This is a genomic window from Sphingomonas sp. AC449 (genome assembly GCF_979253475.1).
In genome coordinates, this window is record NZ_CEEDCZ010000005.1 from 239,795 (window position 1) to 254,622 (window position 14,828).

General features: G+C 67.1%; 16 protein-coding genes. 7 read left to right on the forward strand and 9 right to left on the reverse strand.

Going from position 1 to position 14,828, the window contains the following annotated elements:
• Positions 1-10: 10 nt before the first annotated feature.
• A complete protein-coding gene (locus AC0CH3_RS11320) occupies positions 11-799 on the reverse strand; it encodes an SDR family oxidoreductase (protein WP_354301029.1) in 789 nt (262 codons plus the stop codon).
• A gap of 361 nt (positions 800-1,160) precedes the next feature.
• On the opposite strand from AC0CH3_RS11320, the gene AC0CH3_RS11325 reads away from it, so the two are divergent.
• Positions 1,161-1,784 carry a CHAP domain-containing protein gene (locus AC0CH3_RS11325; RefSeq protein WP_354301031.1) on the forward strand — a complete coding sequence of 208 codons (624 nt, stop codon included), beginning with the start codon at positions 1,161-1,163 and terminating at the stop codon, positions 1,782-1,784.
• Between the two features lie 22 nt (positions 1,785-1,806).
• On the opposite strand, the gene msrB is transcribed toward AC0CH3_RS11325, so the two are convergent.
• From msrB to AC0CH3_RS11345, 4 genes are all read right to left on the reverse strand, one after another.
• A complete protein-coding gene (gene msrB, locus AC0CH3_RS11330; protein WP_354301295.1) occupies positions 1,807-2,304 on the reverse strand; it encodes a peptide-methionine (R)-S-oxide reductase MsrB in 498 nt (165 codons plus the stop codon).
• A 45-nt stretch (positions 2,305-2,349) separates the two neighbouring features.
• On the reverse strand, positions 2,350-3,603 hold the full coding sequence (locus AC0CH3_RS11335; protein WP_354301033.1) for a cytochrome P450: 1,254 nt from the start codon (positions 3,601-3,603) through the stop codon (positions 2,350-2,352).
• Between the two features lie 63 nt (positions 3,604-3,666).
• Positions 3,667-4,899, reverse strand: coding sequence for an ABC transporter permease (locus AC0CH3_RS11340; protein WP_465237900.1), 1,233 nt, complete (start codon positions 4,897-4,899; stop codon positions 3,667-3,669).
• On the reverse strand, positions 4,896-5,777 hold the full coding sequence (locus AC0CH3_RS11345; protein WP_354301297.1) for an ABC transporter ATP-binding protein: 882 nt from the start codon (positions 5,775-5,777) through the stop codon (positions 4,896-4,898). The genes AC0CH3_RS11340 and AC0CH3_RS11345 overlap by 4 nt, the downstream gene beginning before the upstream one ends.
• 117 nt (positions 5,778-5,894) lie before the next feature.
• On the opposite strand from AC0CH3_RS11345, the gene queG reads away from it, so the two are divergent.
• Entirely contained in the window at positions 5,895-7,019 is a 1,125-nt protein-coding gene (gene queG, locus AC0CH3_RS11350) for a tRNA epoxyqueuosine(34) reductase QueG (RefSeq protein WP_457325012.1), read from the forward strand.
• Between the two features lie 142 nt (positions 7,020-7,161).
• On the forward strand, positions 7,162-8,316 hold the full coding sequence (locus AC0CH3_RS11355) for an MlaA family lipoprotein (protein WP_354301037.1): 1,155 nt from the start codon (positions 7,162-7,164) through the stop codon (positions 8,314-8,316).
• On the opposite strand, the gene AC0CH3_RS11360 is transcribed toward AC0CH3_RS11355, so the two are convergent.
• From AC0CH3_RS11360 to AC0CH3_RS11370, 3 genes are read right to left on the reverse strand one after another with little or no spacing between them, the layout of a single operon-like run.
• Positions 8,313-8,684, reverse strand: a complete 372-nt coding sequence (locus AC0CH3_RS11360) for a hypothetical protein (RefSeq protein ID WP_056017763.1) — start codon at positions 8,682-8,684, stop codon at positions 8,313-8,315. The two genes, AC0CH3_RS11355 and AC0CH3_RS11360, sit on opposite strands and share 4 nt — an antisense overlap.
• The gene (locus AC0CH3_RS11365) at positions 8,681-9,394 is read right to left on the reverse strand and encodes an EI24 domain-containing protein (RefSeq protein ID WP_354301040.1); all 714 of its coding nucleotides are present in this window, start codon (positions 9,392-9,394) and stop codon (positions 8,681-8,683) included. Before AC0CH3_RS11365 ends, AC0CH3_RS11360 begins: the two co-directional genes overlap by 4 nt.
• A 57-nt stretch (positions 9,395-9,451) precedes the next feature.
• A complete protein-coding gene (locus AC0CH3_RS11370; protein WP_056019065.1) occupies positions 9,452-10,015 on the reverse strand; it encodes a helix-turn-helix domain-containing protein in 564 nt (187 codons plus the stop codon).
• Between the two features lie 145 nt (positions 10,016-10,160).
• Here AC0CH3_RS11370 and AC0CH3_RS11375 point away from each other — a divergent pair, with 145 nt between their 5' ends.
• The 3 genes from AC0CH3_RS11375 (at position 10,161) to AC0CH3_RS11385 (ending at position 12,299) form a co-directional block, all read left to right on the forward strand.
• Positions 10,161-10,724, forward strand: coding sequence for a DUF6456 domain-containing protein (locus tag AC0CH3_RS11375; protein ID WP_354301301.1), 564 nt, complete (start codon positions 10,161-10,163; stop codon positions 10,722-10,724).
• Positions 10,709-11,659 carry a diaminopimelate epimerase gene (gene dapF, locus AC0CH3_RS11380; RefSeq protein WP_354301044.1) on the forward strand — a complete coding sequence of 317 codons (951 nt, stop codon included), beginning with the start codon at positions 10,709-10,711 and terminating at the stop codon, positions 11,657-11,659. The genes AC0CH3_RS11375 and dapF overlap by 16 nt, the downstream gene beginning before the upstream one ends.
• An 85-nt stretch (positions 11,660-11,744) precedes the next feature.
• On the forward strand, positions 11,745-12,299 hold the full coding sequence (locus AC0CH3_RS11385; RefSeq protein ID WP_056017754.1) for a fasciclin domain-containing protein: 555 nt from the start codon (positions 11,745-11,747) through the stop codon (positions 12,297-12,299).
• A gap of 426 nt (positions 12,300-12,725) precedes the next feature.
• On the opposite strand, the gene AC0CH3_RS11390 is transcribed toward AC0CH3_RS11385, so the two are convergent.
• Complete coding sequence (locus tag AC0CH3_RS11390; protein ID WP_056017751.1) at positions 12,726-13,991, reverse strand: NupC/NupG family nucleoside CNT transporter; 1,266 nt, start codon at positions 13,989-13,991, stop codon at positions 12,726-12,728.
• 181 nt (positions 13,992-14,172) lie between these two features.
• On the opposite strand from AC0CH3_RS11390, the gene AC0CH3_RS11395 reads away from it, so the two are divergent.
• A complete protein-coding gene (locus AC0CH3_RS11395) occupies positions 14,173-14,823 on the forward strand; it encodes a queuosine precursor transporter (protein WP_457325171.1) in 651 nt (216 codons plus the stop codon).
• The last annotated feature ends 5 nt before the right edge of the window (positions 14,824-14,828 follow it).

A 14,828-nucleotide genomic window follows, 5' to 3' on the forward strand; every position in this document is an offset into this window, starting at 1 on the left:
GGGGTTATGCTCAGGCGTCGATGCTGGTGCCTAGCGAGGCGTGGACGAGGCCGCCGTCGACGGTGATCGTTTCGCCAATCACGTAATCGCCGGCGCGGCTCGCGAGGTAGATCGCGGCGCCGGCCATGTCCTCGTCGACTCCGACCCGCTTGGCGGGAATCCCTTGCGCGACCGCGTCGCCGTGATCGCGGGCCGCCTTGTTCATGTCGCTGGCGAACGCGCCGGGGGCGATCGAGGTGACGTTGATCGAGTCGGTCACGAGCCGCGCGGCCATGCGCTTGGTCAGATAGATCAGTGCCGATTTCGACGCGTGATAGCTGTACGTTTCCCACGGGTTGAGCCGCTGGCCGTCGATCGAGGTGATGTTGATGACCTTGGCCGGCCGGTCGCGCGAGCCCGACGCCTTGAGTGCCGCGTGCAGCGCCTGCGTCAGGAAGAAGGGCGACTTGACGTTGAGGTCCATGACCTTGTCCCAGCCGACTTCCGAAAACTCCTCGAACGGCACGCCCCAGGCCGCGCCCGCATTGTTGACGAGGATGTCGAGCTGGCCCTCATGCTCGGCGAACTGCGCCGCGAGCGCCTTGCAGCCGGCGACCGTGGATACGTCCTGGGGCAACGCAATGCAGTTGGGGCCGAGCTCCGCCGCGGCTGCCTCGCAGGCATCGGCCTTGCGCGACGAGATATAGACCTTTGCCCCCTGCGCGATGAAGCCCGCCGCGATCATCTTGCCGATTCCGCGACTGCCGCCGGTTATCAGCGCGACGCGGCCGTCCAGGCGAAACAGGGTGGTCGTATCCATGCGGCATCCTCCAGTGTTTTTCGACTGGTATCGCCGCCCGCCGCCTGCCGCAAACCCGATTTTCAAATAGCGTCTGATTGACGGGTCGCGCTTCCATACTCCGGTCGGAAATATCGGAAACTGGCCGTGTCCTGCCCCGCCCGCTTCAGATCCGTGCCGTTGCGGCGCGCGGCGCCAGACGAGAGGCAGTGGTGCGTCAGAAGCCGCAACCGCCGGTACAGAACGCCAGTGTCGCTGTCGCAAAAAGGAACTCGTCGGCGCGGCAACACGCTTCGTCGGATATGGTTCCGCGGCGACTTTCAATTAAATCGCGGCTCCCGTAGCCAGACTGTGACGAACGGGTTTTGACCGGGGGGTCTCGATGAATTTCAAGGCGTTAGCAGCGCGTTTTGCGCTGGTGGTATCGTGCGGCCTGATGACGGCCACACCGGCAGCAGCACAGTTCTGGCAGTGCGTGACCTTTGCGCGCTCGGCGTCCGGCATCGAGATCCGCGGCAACGCGAACACCTGGTGGAGCCAAGCCGAGGGTCGCTACGAGCGCGGCCATACCCCGAAGGCCGGTTCGGTCCTCGCCTTCTCGCCGACGTCGCGCATGCGCGTGGGCCATGTCGCGATGGTTTCGAAGGTCGTCAGCGACCGCGAAGTCCTCCTCACCCACGCCAACTGGTCGCGTCGCGGTGCGATCGAGACCAATGTCCGCGCGATCGACGTTTCGAGCGCGGGCGACTGGAGCATGGTCAAGGTCTGGTATGGCCCGCAGGGCGATCTCGGCACCTCGGCCTATCCAACCAAGGGCTTTATCTATTCGGGCCGTGCACCCGCTCTCGATACCGAGACCCAGCCGGCAATGCAGATGGCATCGATCGACACCTCCACATCCGCCACTGCGCGCGCCAACGTCGTATCCGCAGCGGCCTCGAGCGCATCACGCGGCGGCTTCAGCGATCCGCGCCACATCTTCACGCTGGTCGACTCGCGCTTCTGAGACGTGACGCAATGCGCGTCGTCTATGCCGGTTTGAAGGTCATCGCGTCACCGTTCATGCAATAGCGCTTGCCCGTTGGCTTGGGCCCGTCATCGAACACATGGCCCAGATGACCGCCGCACCGGCGGCAATGCACCTCGGTCCGCGCCATGCCGAGCGTGCGATCCACACGGTTTCGGACGGCATTGGGTAGGGGCTGCCAGAAGCTCGGCCATCCGGTGCCGCTCTCGAACTTGGTCTTCGACGAAAACGCCGGCAGCGCACAGCCGCCGCACCGGAAGATCCCGGCACGATGTTCGCCGTTCAGCGCGCTCGAATAGGGCCGCTCGGTCCCCTCCTTGCGCAGCACATCATAGGCGTCCGGCGAGAGCCGCTTGCGCCACTCAGCATCGGTCAGCTGAACTTCGAATCGCTCGGCGGCTTCGGCGGGCTGTGCGCTGCAACCCCAGAGTGCGAAGCCGGCTGTACCGGCGCCTGCGATTGTCAGAAACGTGCGGCGATCTGAAGATGTCTGCGTCATGGTCATGATGTAAGTACGATCTCGCCCGGCAACAGGATGTGTCGATCAATATCGGCTGATCTCGACGGGTAAGCTACGGTAACCGTGGACAAAGCAGGCGGCGACCCGCTCCGGCTCGGCAATCACGTTGACGCGCATCCGCCGGTTCGCCATTTCCTCGAGAAGGATCGCGATCTGCATTTCCGCGAGCCTTGCGCCGACGCAGCGGTGGATCCCGTGCCCGAACGCCAGATGGCGGCGGGCATTCGGGCGATCGACCCGAATGGAGTCGGCATCGTCGCCAAAGACGGTCTCGTCGCGATTGGCCGACAAATACCACAGCGCCAGCTTGTCCCCCGCCTTGATCGACTGGCCCATCAATTCCGTGTCACGGGTTGCGGTCCGGCGCATATGCGCGAGCGGCGTCTGCCAGCGCAGAATCTCGCTCACGGCGTTTGGAATAAGGCCTGGATCCGCCTCGAGCATCGCGCGGGCATCGGGAAATCTGTCGAGGCCGTACGCCAATGCCGACATCGAATTGCGCGTCGTATCATTGCCGCCAACGATCAGCAGGATCAGGTTCCCGATGAATTCGTGATGCTCCATATGCGCCATGGCATCCGAGTGGATCATCATGGAGATCAAGTCCGGGGTCGGATCCTTGCCGATCTTCGCATTCCACAGATTCTGAAAATAGGCGCCGCACTCAAACATATGCGCGAGGCGTTGCTTGCGCGTCGTCTCGTCCCGGACAAGTTCGATATCACCTGCCCAGTCGGACCAGAGCGTCAATTTCCGCCGATCGTCCCAAGGGAAATCAAACAGGATCGCAAGCATCTGCGTCGTCAGTTCGACCGAAACCGTATCGACCCAGTCGAACGGCGTATTCCAGGGCAGACTTTCGAGAATATCCGCGGTTCGCCGACGTATATCGGCGGCCATCCGTGCCATCTCGCTGGGGGTGAAGGCGGGTGCCACCGTACGACGCTGGCTGGTGTGCACGGGGCGATCGCGCGCGATGAACATCGGCATGCGGACGTCGCGGTTCTCGTCGAAATCGGCGAGCGTGATGCCGCCGGATTCCGACGAATAGATCTCGGGCAGCGACTCGACCTCGACGATGCCCTTGTAGGTCGAGACCGACCAATATGCGCCATAGCCCGACCGCGGCACGTGATGGACCGGCGCGGACGTGCGCAGCGTTCGAAAGGGCGCCTGCCACACGTCGTCGCGGTACAGTTCGGCGCGGCTGACATCGAGAGGATCGATCGGATAGACGCGCGGGGGTGCCTGCACGGTATCCTGCGGAATCGAGGCCATCGTTGCTCTCCTAGCGTTTGCCGCAGGAGATCGCCTGCTGACATTCCTGTCAACAGCGTTGGATCAGTCGGCCTTGCGTCGCCTGCGCCAGAACGGGCGTGCGCTGCCCGATTGCAGCACGCCGCGCCGGAACAGCCGCGCGCCGACCGCAATGAAGATCGTCACCCACAAGGCCTGCCATGCCAGCGCTGCGAAATGCGGCCACAGCTCGGGTGAATTGGCGGCATGGCCCGCCATCGCGAAGGGCGATGACAGGGGGAAGATTTCGGCAAAGGTGGCAAGCCAGCTGTCCGGACGCGAAACGGCTGCCGACGACAGGCCGAACATCCCGACCTGGAGGATCGTGATCGGCAACGAGAGCATCTGAATCTCGCGCATCGTCGAGGCCTGTGCACCGACGCCGAGGAATACTGATCCGAGCAGCAGATAGGCCATCGAGAAATAGGCGGCGAACAGCAGCATGAACGCAGGGCCGCCAACGGCCGGGGTAAGGTCCCCGATCGCCGCCGCCGCACCCGCTGGAAGCAGCGACGTGATCTGCCCCACTACGGTGCCCCAGAAGGCGACGAACAATACTGCAACACCGAACATGCCGATCAGTTTGCCGAAGAAGACCGATTCGAGCGGGACCGCGGCCGCAAGCACCTCGATAACCTTGTTGTTGCGCTCCTCGGCCATCGTGCCGACGACCTGGCCGGAGAGGAACAGCGTCAGGAAGAAGATCCCGAACACCGCGAAGAAGGCCGACTGGTGCTGACCACCGATCGAGGTCCCCGTGCGCGTCATCCGGATCTTGGTCGGGTTGCTGGCTGGCAGCGTCCCGCCAAGTCGTTCCGTCGCCCGCGTCACCTGCGCGAGTGTCGCGAGATAGTCGGCCGCGCGGACACCACGCGACCCGTACAGGATCTGCGGCTCGTCCAGCGGGCCATAAAGCACGGCTGCGGCATCGATGTTTTTGGCGTCGAATGCAGCCCGCGCCTGGGCAGCCGGATCGCGCCCTGGGGTGACCGTCATGAGCGCGGGCGGTGTCTCGTCGCGGCGGAACATAGCGCGAAGCCGGGCGTCGCCGCGCTGAATGACCGGCGCGGTTCCGGCGGGAACGATCGCGATGATACGCGCCTTGTCCTGCGCGCCATCGCTGACACTGGCGGCACCAAGGCCGCCGATCGCGCCGAACGAGCCCATGATGACGGGGGCGAAGAGGAAGAGGAGGAAGATCGGGGTGAAGACCGTGGCGATGAAATCGCGGCGGGCGATCGTCATCGTCTGGCGAAGCATGCGGCGGAAGGGGCTCATGGCTGGACGTCCTGCTCGCCGACGATGCGGACGAATGCCTCGTGTAACCCGGGTCTCTCGATCGACAGGCCGGAGATGCCGTACCCGGCGTCGATCAGCCGGACGAGCAGCGCTTCGATCCCTTCGCCGGGAAGCTGGAAGCTCCAGCCCCCTGCACCCACCGGACCGTCTGCGACCGCGTCGCCGGGCAATATGCCGCGGATCGCCGGATCCGGGCGGTGCGGTGTATAGCGGACGCGTTGCGGCAGCATCCCGCGCGCGTCGTCGACGGTGCCCTCGAACCGGCGCTTGCCCCCCGCGATGATCGCCAACCGGTCGCACAGCCGCTCCGCGTGGCTCATGATATGCGTCGAAAACAGGATCGTCGCGCCCCGGTCGCGCTCGACGAGGATGAGCTTCTCGAGTCGTTCCTGGTTGACCGGGTCCAGCCCGGAAAACGGCTCGTCGAGCACCAGCAGATCGGGCTGGTGCACGACCGACCCCAGCAGCTGGACGAGTTGCGCCATCCCCTTGGAGAGTTTGCGAATCTTCTCGTCGACGGCATGGCCGAGGCCTGCGCCCTCCATCAACGTCACGGCGCGGGCGCGTCCGGTCTTCCAGTCGAGGCCACGCAGCGCCCCCATGAAGGCGATCGCCTCGCGCGCCTTCATCGCCGGGTAGAGACCGCGTTCCTCGGGCAGATAGCCGACGCGGTCGCTTGCATCGCGCGGGCGGTCTTGGCCGAGCAGCGAGCGGTGGCCAAAATCGGGTTCGATGATGCCGAGCAGCATGCGCAGCGTGGTGGTTTTTCCTGCCCCATTGGGCCCGAGCACGCCGTATATCGACCCCGTCGGCACGGCGATGTCGACCCCGTCGACGACGCGCCGATCCCCAAACATCTTTACCAGTCCGCTCGCGCTGACCGCCCACTTCTCGTCCACGCGCAACTTCCTTCAAACCCGTGGCCTGTGGTAGCGGCGAGCACTCCACCAATACAAGTCATTGGACCGGACCGATTGGAACTTGAAGCACGTCTGAAGGCGAAGGCCACCGAGCTGGGTTTCGCGGCCTGCGGGATCGCGCGGGCGGATGCCGCGCCGCGTGCAGGCGAGCGCCTTCACCAATGGCTCGCCGAGGGACAGCACGGCGACATGATCTGGATGGAGGAGCGCAAGCACCACCGCGAAAGTCCGGCCGGGCTCTGGCCCGAAGTGCGCAGCGTGATCGCGCTGGGGATGAGCTATGCGCCGAAGGACGACCCGCTCCGCCTGGCTGACGAGGGCGGAATCGGCCGTATCTCGGTCTATGCGCAGGGGCCGGATTATCACGATGTCATCAAGCGTCAGCTCAAGGCGCTCGGTCGCTGGCTCGCGGTCGATGCAGGGCAGGAGCGCGGCGATTTCGACCTGAAGGTGTTCGTCGATACGGCGCCCGTCATGGAAAAACCCCTGTCGGAAGCCGCGGGGCTCGGGTGGCAGGGCAAGCATACCAATCTGGTCAGCCGTACCGAGGGCAGCTGGCTGTTCCTCGGGGCGATCTACACGACGCTCGACCTCGTGCCCGATCGCGCCGGTACGGATAGCTGCGGCAGCTGCGATGCGTGCCAGCGCGCGTGCCCGACCGACGCGTTCCCGGCGCCCTACAGGCTCGATGCGCGGCGGTGTATCTCGTATCTGACGATCGAGCATTCGGGTGCGATCCCGCACGAATTCCGGCGCGCGATCGGCAACCGCATCTATGGTTGCGACGATTGCCTTGCGGTCTGTCCGTGGAACAAGTTCGCGGCGTCGGCCAGTGCGAACCTGGCCTTCGCACCCCGCGCGGAACTCGTCGCGCCCAGCCTTGCCGACCTGCTGTCGCTCGACGATGCCGGGTTTCGACAGGTCTTTGCGGGATCGCCGATCAAGCGCATCGGTCGCGTCAAGATGACGCGCAACGCCTTGATCGCGGCTGGAAACAGCGGCGAGGCCGCGTTGATCGGGGTGGTCACGGCACTGCTCGACGACCCGCACGCGGTCGTTCGCGGCGCCGCGGTCTGGGCGCTGCGGATGCTCGATCGCCCGGTCTGGGGAACCGAGCGCGCGGCGCGCATGGCCGTCGAGCCGGACGAGGATGTTCGGGCGGAATGGGACCGCCAGTAGGCCGGCCGGTGTGGCGCGCGATTCTTCTGCACAAGATCGCGCCGACGCCATTCGCCGCTTGCGTTGAGCGGACAATCGCCACACCGATGCAGGCATAGCGTCGGTGCCTGGGCATCGGCGACCGGGAAGGCGACGAGTTCTGATGTTGGCATTTACGACCGCAACGATGATTGCCGCCTTGTCGGGATCGGTTGCGGACGCCCTACCGATGACGCAGGTGACCACGCCGGTCGAAATGCCCGCGACCACGACTACGCCCACGCCCACGCCTGCGTCCACGATCACGCCGGCCCAGGACCAGACGCGGCCGACCGGCGCAGTGCCGCCCGTTGCGACGAAGCCGCGGCAGACATCCGGCAGGGCGGGAGCGCCCAATGCCGCGAGCGACATCGTCGTGGTGGGGCGCAAGCGCGATCCCGGTGACCCGCTGCGGTCGGTCAATGCGCAGGCGTTCGGCGCGACGCAGGCGGTCGACAAGGCCGTGGTCGGGCCAGTCGCGCGCGTCTATCAACGCAAGGTGCCAAGCCCCATCCGCCGGGGAATCCACAATTTCCTGTACAATCTGCGCGAGCCGATCGTGTTCGTGAACTTCCTGCTCCAGTTCAAGCCGGGCAAGGCGGCGGAGACGGTCGGGCGGTTCCTGGTCAACACGACCGCGGGTATCGGGGGTGTGCTGGACGTCGCCAAGAAGCGTCCGTTCCGCCTGCCGCGCCGGTCGAACGGCTTTGCCAACACGCTGGGCTATCACGGCGTCAAGAACGGTCCGTTCCTGTTCCTGCCGCTGGTCGGGCCGACCACGGTGCGCGATCTGGTCGGGGGGACGCTCGACCGGCTGCTGTTGCCGGCGGCGGTCGGTTCGCCGTTCACCGATACGAGCTATACCGCGCCGGCGGGGGTGCTGGGCGCGCTCGATCACCGCGCGGATTTCGACGAGACGCTGAAATGCCTGCATGACGACGCGTCCGATCCCTATGCCTCGTCGCGCGCCTTTTATTTGCACCGGCGTCAGGCGGAGATCGACCATCTCCACCGCCGTCCACCCGCGCCTGCGCCGTTCTGCGAGGATGCGCTGCCCGCGACGCGGCGGTTGACGCCGAACAGCGACGGGACGGTGGATCCGACCCCCGTCGGAGCGCCACCCCCCGTACCGCTCGCCGTGCCGCTCACCGCTCCGACCGTCGCCCCGACCGCCGCCCCGTCTGCGGCGGTGCCGTCGTCGGGTGCGACCGAACCGGCGCCTGTCGAACAGACGGTGCCGGCGGATCCGGCGCCCGTGCCCGCGCCCGAGATCCGTTAGCGGCCGCCGTCGCGACGCGTGAGCGCGGCGACGCAGCTGGCGCGGTCGATCGTGCTGCCATCGGGTTCGCGGGCATCGAGATAGGTGACCTTGGGCTCGCCCGACCCGCTCGGGTAGAGATAGGCGTCGAGCACGCAGATGCCGCTCTGGAACTGCAATTTGCGCACGGTGCCCTCACGGACATCGGCATCGGGTTCGCCGAACAGCCGCGTCAATCCGGCGGCGTCCTGACCCACAACCCGTTCCAAACCCACGCTTGTATAGGGAATGACGGTGCGGCCCACGACGGGCTTGGCGACCGGTGCGGCGCACGCGGCAAGCCCCAGCCCGAGCGCGAGACCGACCGCCAGTTTTGCCGATGCCGTCATTGATCCTGTCCCCCGACGCGGCGTGTGCCGCGGTTTGCGTGATAGTCGTGCGTCGCCATCGCGGCACCCAGGACCGGGGCCGCGATATTGAGCACGGGAACCACGAACAGCCCGGTATTCGCAAGACCCAGCACGAACCGGCGCAAGCGCGTCGTCGCACGCCAGCCCCGCATCGCCCCGGCATCCATGTGACGGGCCGCGACCATGTCGCCAAGATCGCGCCCGAGCAGCCAGCCATTGACGACGAAGAACGCCGCGGCGGTGCCGATTCCGGTAACGAGCAGAGCGACATAGACGGGGAGCATGACGAGATTGACCAGCACGACGCGGAGCGCGGAGCGCAGCCCCATCGCGACGCCACGCGCGAACGGGACGGGGCGGGCGGTCGCCAGCGCGGCGGGATAATGCCGCGCCTCGACCGCCGCGACGACGTCGTCGGCGAAGATGCCGACCACCGCGATCGCGACGACGCGGAACACGAGCCAGAGCGCGAGCGCGGTGACGAACAGCGCAAAAAGCGCGGCGATTCCAGAACTCATGTCGGCGGACTGCGCGCCCAGCCAGGTCGCCAGCATCGCCTGCGTCCCCCACCACACGCCGATCCCGACGACCACAAAAATCAGCAAGGTCAAGGCCATGGACTTGGCGAACACGCGCAGGATCGGCGGGTCGCCAAGCTGGCCGAGCGCGAGGAGGAGCGAGCGGATCATGCGCCAGCGATGGGCCGGGGGCGGGGGGGCGTCAACGGACGAATCGGCCGCGAGGAATCAGAGTTCGCGGATCAGGCGGACCGCGCGCGCGATCCAGACGGGGCGGTCGATCGTCTGCGGTTCGGTGCCGTGGCCGGGCGGAATAATCGTGGCGCTGCCGTCGGTTATCGCAACGAGCCGGCCAAAGGCGAAGCGGCCTGCGGGGCGCGGGACGAGCACGTCGCGGTAGAGCGCGGTGTCGAACTCGGCGGGCGCGAGCGTGGTGCACCAGAGTACGTCGCCCGCACGATAATCGCCGATCCCGGCCGCGACGGTCAGCGCGACCTGACCCGGCGCAGCCTGTGGCGGCGTAGCGAGGTTGGGACGCGTAGGCGCCTGTATTCCCGTCGAATCCAGGATCGCGACCACGGGCAGATCGGCGCGTTCGGGCATCGTGACGAGATCGACCGTGGCGACGTCGAGCGCGGCGGCGATCCGGTTGAGCCAGCCGACCGAAACGGTCCGCGTCCCCGTCTCGAGCCGGCCGATCGTCTGCGCGGTTGTCGGGGGATCGCAACGCCTTGCGACATCGTCGAGCGTCAGCCCCTTGGCACGGCGGACGGCACGGATAGCAGTGATCATCGACAGGCTCCGTCGCTTCTACAAACCAAACAGGTTAGTTTCGCTTGCATTTTCTGATCGAATATGGCAAAGAAAACCATATTCGGCAAATGGAAAGGGGCGGCGCATGCAGGAGCTGATCGAGGTCGCGATCGACGGGCAGGGCATGCGGCGGGAGCCTGACAGGGAAGGTGAGCGGGACGCTGACAGGGTGGTCGAGCGGGAGGTGCAGAGCGAAGGTGTCGCGCGGGGCGGGCGGAGCGTCACGGTCAACCGGGCGGAGTCGCCGCTGACCTGGCTGCGGTCGCGCGGGCTGATCGACGCGCGGCACTATGCGGCGGGCGAGCGGTTGCGCGCGGCGTACGAGACCGCGTCGATCGCGCCGAGCGTGACGATGCGCTGGACGCCGCGCGTCGATGGCGGCGGGCAGGACGCGCTCGACCCGACCAGCGCGCAGATCGCGGCGAAGCGGCGGTTCGATGCGGCGATCGCGGCGGCGGGGCCGGGGCTTGCGGACATCTTGTGGCGCGTGGTGTGCGCGGGCGAGGGGCTGCCCGCGGCGGAACGGGCGCTGTCCTGGCCCGCGCGCGCGGGGCGCGTCGTGCTGACGCTCGCGCTCGACCGGCTGGCGATGCATTATGAAGGCGGGCATTATGAGGGCGGGGATGGGGGGCGCGGCTCGCCTTTGCGGAGCGACGCGGTTAAGGGCGCGGCATGCGCTTCGATCTGATCAAATGTCACGGCTCCGGCAACGATTTCCCGCTGATCGACGCGCGTGCGCTGTCGCTGGGCGATGCGGACTGGGCGCGCGTCGCGCGCGCGCTCGCGGATCGCGCGGGGCCGGTCGGCGGCGACGGGCTGCTGCTGCTGACCGCTGGCGACGATGACGGCGCACGCGCGTTCGGGATGCGGATGTTCAATTCGGACGGGAGCGAATCGGAGACGTGCCTCAACGGGCTGCGCTGCGTCGCGCGCGCGGGCTTTGCCGCGACCGGGCTCGCGCATGCGACCGCGCGGCTCAAGACGAGCGAGGCGGTCGTCGCGCGCGACCGCGACATCGCGCCGGGCGTGTTCACGGTGCGCGAGACCGCCGGCCCCGCGTCGCTCGACGTTGCCGCGTGGCCGATGCTCGTGGATGCGGAGGAGATCGTCGAGACGCCACTCGCCGGGCTGCCGTCGCCGCGCGCGTTCACCGCGGTGGCGATGCCCAACCCGCATCTGGTCGCGTTCGTCGAGTCGGTCGACGATGCCGAACTCGTCCGCGTCGGCGAGGCGTGCGAGGCGGCGCCCGACTGGCTGCCCAACCGCGCCAATGTAAGCTTTGTCGAGGTGCGCGGGACCGACCTGTTCGTCCGGACGCATGAGCGCGGCGTCGGGCTGACCGACAGTTGCGGCAGCGCGATGGCGGCGTCGACCTATGCCGCATGCCTGACCGGACGGATCGCGTACGACACGCCGACGACGGTGTTCAACAAGGGCGGGCTGGTGCGCGCCGAGGCGGGCGCGGACGGCATGGTGACGCTGTCGGGGAATGCGACGGTCGAATGGAGCGGGTCGGTGACGGTCGATCTCGAGTCGGACGAGCCGGGCGCGCGCGACCTGGTGATCACGCAGCGGCATGACGAAGAAATTGCCGCCTGGGAAACATTGCGCAACCCAATGTAAGGAAGCGCGTGCATCGTTGCGGTCCGGGTGGCCGTATCTTCGCCGCGGCAGCCGGATCATCGGCGCCGATCAGGAGAGATGTGCCATGACCCCCATGTTCCGTACGACGATCGTTGCCGCCGCTATCGCCGTCGGCGGCACCGCGCTCGTCGCCGCGCAGACCAACCCGATGGTCGGCGGCGCCGCGATGTACCCGACCAAGACGATCGTCGACAATGCGATCAACTCGAAGGATCACACGACGCTGGTCGCCGCAGTCAAGGCCGCCGACCTGGTCGAGACGCTGTCGGGGCCGGGGCCGTTCACGGTCTTCGCGCCGACCAATGCCGCGTTCAAGAAGCTGCCCGCGGGGACCGTCGACACGCTGCTCAAGCCCGAGAACAAGGCGCAGCTGGCGGGCGTGCTGACCTATCACGTCGTGCCGGGGACGATCACCGCGGCCGACATCGCGGCCAAGGCGAAGGCGGATGGCGGGACGGCCAGCTACACGACGGTGCAGGGCGAGCCGCTGATGTTCGCGAAGTCGGGCAGCGGCTGGGGGATCATGGACGGCAAGGGGCACAAGGGGCGGATCACGATCGCCAATGTGCGCCAGTCGAACGGCATGATCCACGTGATCGACACGGTGATGCTGCCGTAACGCGCGCTGCGCTGGCGGGGTGACGGGGGTGAGGGTGTGTCCGCCCCTCGCCGTCATCCTGGGCTTGACCCAGGATCCAGGGTTACGGCGCGTGGCGCTGCTTGGCTCTGGATCCTGACTTTCGTCAGGATGACGGGTGGGGTGGGGGTGCCCGCTCCTCGCCGTCATCCCGGGCTTGACCCGGGACCCGGGGTTACAGCGCGTGGCGCTGCTTGGCTCTGGGTCCTGACCTTCGTCAGGATGACGGGTGGGGTGGGGCCTCACGTGCCCTCACCCTCCCACGCTTTGCGTGGGCCCCTCCCTCTCCCCCGGGGGGAGAGGGGTTTGGCGCTCGCCGTCATCCTGGGCTTGACCCGGGATCCAGGGTTACGGTGCGTGGCGCTGTTTGGCTCTGGGTCCTGACTTTCGTCAGGATGACGGGGGTTTTTAGCTGATCAGGAGGCCGGCCAGCGCGGCGGACATGAGGTTCGCTAGGCTGCCGGCGGCGAGGGCGCGGAGGCCGAGTTTGGCGATCATCGGGCGCTGGTTGGGGGCGAGGCTGCCCGTCACCGCCATCTGGATCGCGATCGACGAGAAATTGGCGAAGCCGCACAGCGAGAAGGTGATCACCGCGATCGTCCGCGGGCTGAGACCCGTCTGCGTGCCGAGCGAGATATAGGCGACGAATTCGTTCAGCACGATCTTCTGCCCGAACAGCCCGCCCGCGATCCCCGCCTCGCTCCACGGCACGTTCAGCAGGAACATGATCGGCGCGAAGACATAGCCGAGCAGACCCTGGAAGCTGAGCCCCGGCAGCCCGATCATGTTGCCGAGCCCGCCGAGCAGGCCGTTGGCGAGCGCGACCAGCGCGACGAACGCCAGCACCATCGCGCCGACCGCGACCGCGAGGCGGACGCCGGTCTGTGCGCCCTGCGCGGCCGCCATGATCAGATTGGCGGGCTTTTCCTCGTCATGCGTCGCCTGCGGCATGGGCTCGCCCGCGGACGATTCGCCGGGCAGGTCGCCGAGCGCGAGCTCGCCCTCGGGCGGCGTGACGCGGTCGGGCATGATGATCTTCGCCATCAGGATCCCGCCGGGCGCGGCCATGAAGCTGGCGGCGAGCAGATAGTCGATGCGGATCCCCATCGAGGCATAGGCCGCGAGGATCGTGCCCGCGACGCCCGCCATCCCGCTGGTCATCACGGTGAAGAGCTGCGCGGGGGTGAGGCCGGCGAGATAGGGGCGGATGACGAGCGGCGATTCGCTCTGGCCGACGAAGATGTTCGCCGCCGCGCAGAGCGATTCGACCTTCGACACGCCGATCACCTTCTCGATGCCGCCGCCGACCCAGCGCACCACGAACTGCATGATGCCGAGATAATAGAGGATCGAGACGAGGCTGGCGAAGAAGATGATGACGGGGAGCGCGGCGATCGCGAAGCTCTGGCCGCCGATCTCGGGGGTCGCCATCTTGCCGAACAGGAATTCGGTGCCCTTCTGCGAATAGCCGAGCAGGTTGGCGACGCCGCCCGACATGCTGCCGAGCACGACCTTGCCGAAGCTCGAATAGAGCACGAGGATCGCGATGCCCGCCTGGAGCGCGAACGCGGCGCCGACGATCCGCAGCCGGATCGCGCGGCGGTCGCTCGAGAGCAGCACGGCGATGCCGAGGATGACGGCGATGCCGGCAAGGCCGATGACTAATCTTTCCATGGACGCCCTTGCGCTCTTTTCGAATGTCACACGCGGCCCCCCGGCAGCGCAAGCGAGCGACATGACACGGGAGGATGGTCGTCGCCAGTGAATTGCGGGGGCCAGTGAATTGAGAGGCCTGCGAATTGAGGCGAGGTGTTTGACGCCGCGCGTGTTTTCGCTAGCGTCCCGCGCGATGACTATCCCCCCCAATCCGGCGCCCGCCTTTCCGCGCTCGCTCTTCGTCTTCTCGGTCCTTTACGGCGGCATGGTGTGCATCGCCGGCGTGCTGGGGGTGAAGCAGGTCGCGCTCGGGCCGCTCGCGGTCGAGGCGGGGATCTTCGGGTTCCTGCTGCTCGTCGTGCTGAGCAGCGCGATCTCGGAGCTGCACGGGCAGAAGACCGCGACGTTCCTCGTGCGGCTGGGGTTCATCCCCTTGCTGGTGTCGGCGGCGCTGATCCACCTCGTGCTCGCGCTGCCGCACGATCCGGGGATGTACCCGCCCGCGATCGAGGCGTTCCCCATCGTCGTCGGGCAGAGTTCGCGGATGATGATCGCGGGGCTGATCTCCTACGGCATCTCGCAGACGCTCAACGTGCTGATCTTCGCCAAGCTGTCGGGGCAGGTCGGGAGCGGCGCGGGCAAGCTGGTGTGGCTGCGCGGGATGATCGCGAGCATCGTGTCGCAGGTAATCGACACGATCCTGTTCATCACGATCTCGTTCCTCGGCGAACGCCCGATCCTCGCGCTGATGGAGGGGCAGATGCTGACCAAGGTCGTGCTGTCGATCGTGCTGGTGCCGTTCATGATCACGTTCTTCGTGGGTCTGGGGCGGCGGCTCGACCGGGTCTGACGCGG

What these genes read in the sequence shown, in the direction of transcription:
- AC0CH3_RS11320 (WP_354301029.1), bottom strand. Translation starts at nt 799, where the DNA reads ATGGATACGACCACCCTGTTTCGCCTGGACGGCCGCGTCGCGCTGATA.
- AC0CH3_RS11325 (WP_354301031.1), top strand. Translation starts at nt 1,161, where the DNA reads ATGAATTTCAAGGCGTTAGCAGCGCGTTTTGCGCTGGTGGTATCGTGC.
- msrB (WP_354301295.1), bottom strand. Translation starts at nt 2,304, where the DNA reads ATGACGCAGACATCTTCAGATCGCCGCACGTTTCTGACAATCGCAGGC.
- AC0CH3_RS11335 (WP_354301033.1), bottom strand. Translation starts at nt 3,603, where the DNA reads ATGGCCTCGATTCCGCAGGATACCGTGCAGGCACCCCCGCGCGTCTAT.
- AC0CH3_RS11340 (WP_465237900.1), bottom strand. Translation starts at nt 4,899, where the DNA reads ATGAGCCCCTTCCGCCGCATGCTTCGCCAGACGATGACGATCGCCCGC.
- AC0CH3_RS11345 (WP_354301297.1), bottom strand. Translation starts at nt 5,777, where the DNA reads ATGTTTGGGGATCGGCGCGTCGTCGACGGGGTCGACATCGCCGTGCCG.
- AC0CH3_RS11355 (WP_354301037.1), top strand. Translation starts at nt 7,162, where the DNA reads ATGTTGGCATTTACGACCGCAACGATGATTGCCGCCTTGTCGGGATCG.
- AC0CH3_RS11360 (WP_056017763.1), bottom strand. Translation starts at nt 8,684, where the DNA reads ATGACGGCATCGGCAAAACTGGCGGTCGGTCTCGCGCTCGGGCTGGGG.
- AC0CH3_RS11365 (WP_354301040.1), bottom strand. Translation starts at nt 9,394, where the DNA reads ATGATCCGCTCGCTCCTCCTCGCGCTCGGCCAGCTTGGCGACCCGCCG.
- AC0CH3_RS11370 (WP_056019065.1), bottom strand. Translation starts at nt 10,015, where the DNA reads ATGATCACTGCTATCCGTGCCGTCCGCCGTGCCAAGGGGCTGACGCTC.
- AC0CH3_RS11375 (WP_354301301.1), top strand. Translation starts at nt 10,161, where the DNA reads ATGCGGCGGGAGCCTGACAGGGAAGGTGAGCGGGACGCTGACAGGGTG.
- dapF (WP_354301044.1), top strand. Translation starts at nt 10,709, where the DNA reads ATGCGCTTCGATCTGATCAAATGTCACGGCTCCGGCAACGATTTCCCG.
- AC0CH3_RS11385 (WP_056017754.1), top strand. Translation starts at nt 11,745, where the DNA reads ATGACCCCCATGTTCCGTACGACGATCGTTGCCGCCGCTATCGCCGTC.
- AC0CH3_RS11390 (WP_056017751.1), bottom strand. Translation starts at nt 13,991, where the DNA reads ATGGAAAGATTAGTCATCGGCCTTGCCGGCATCGCCGTCATCCTCGGC.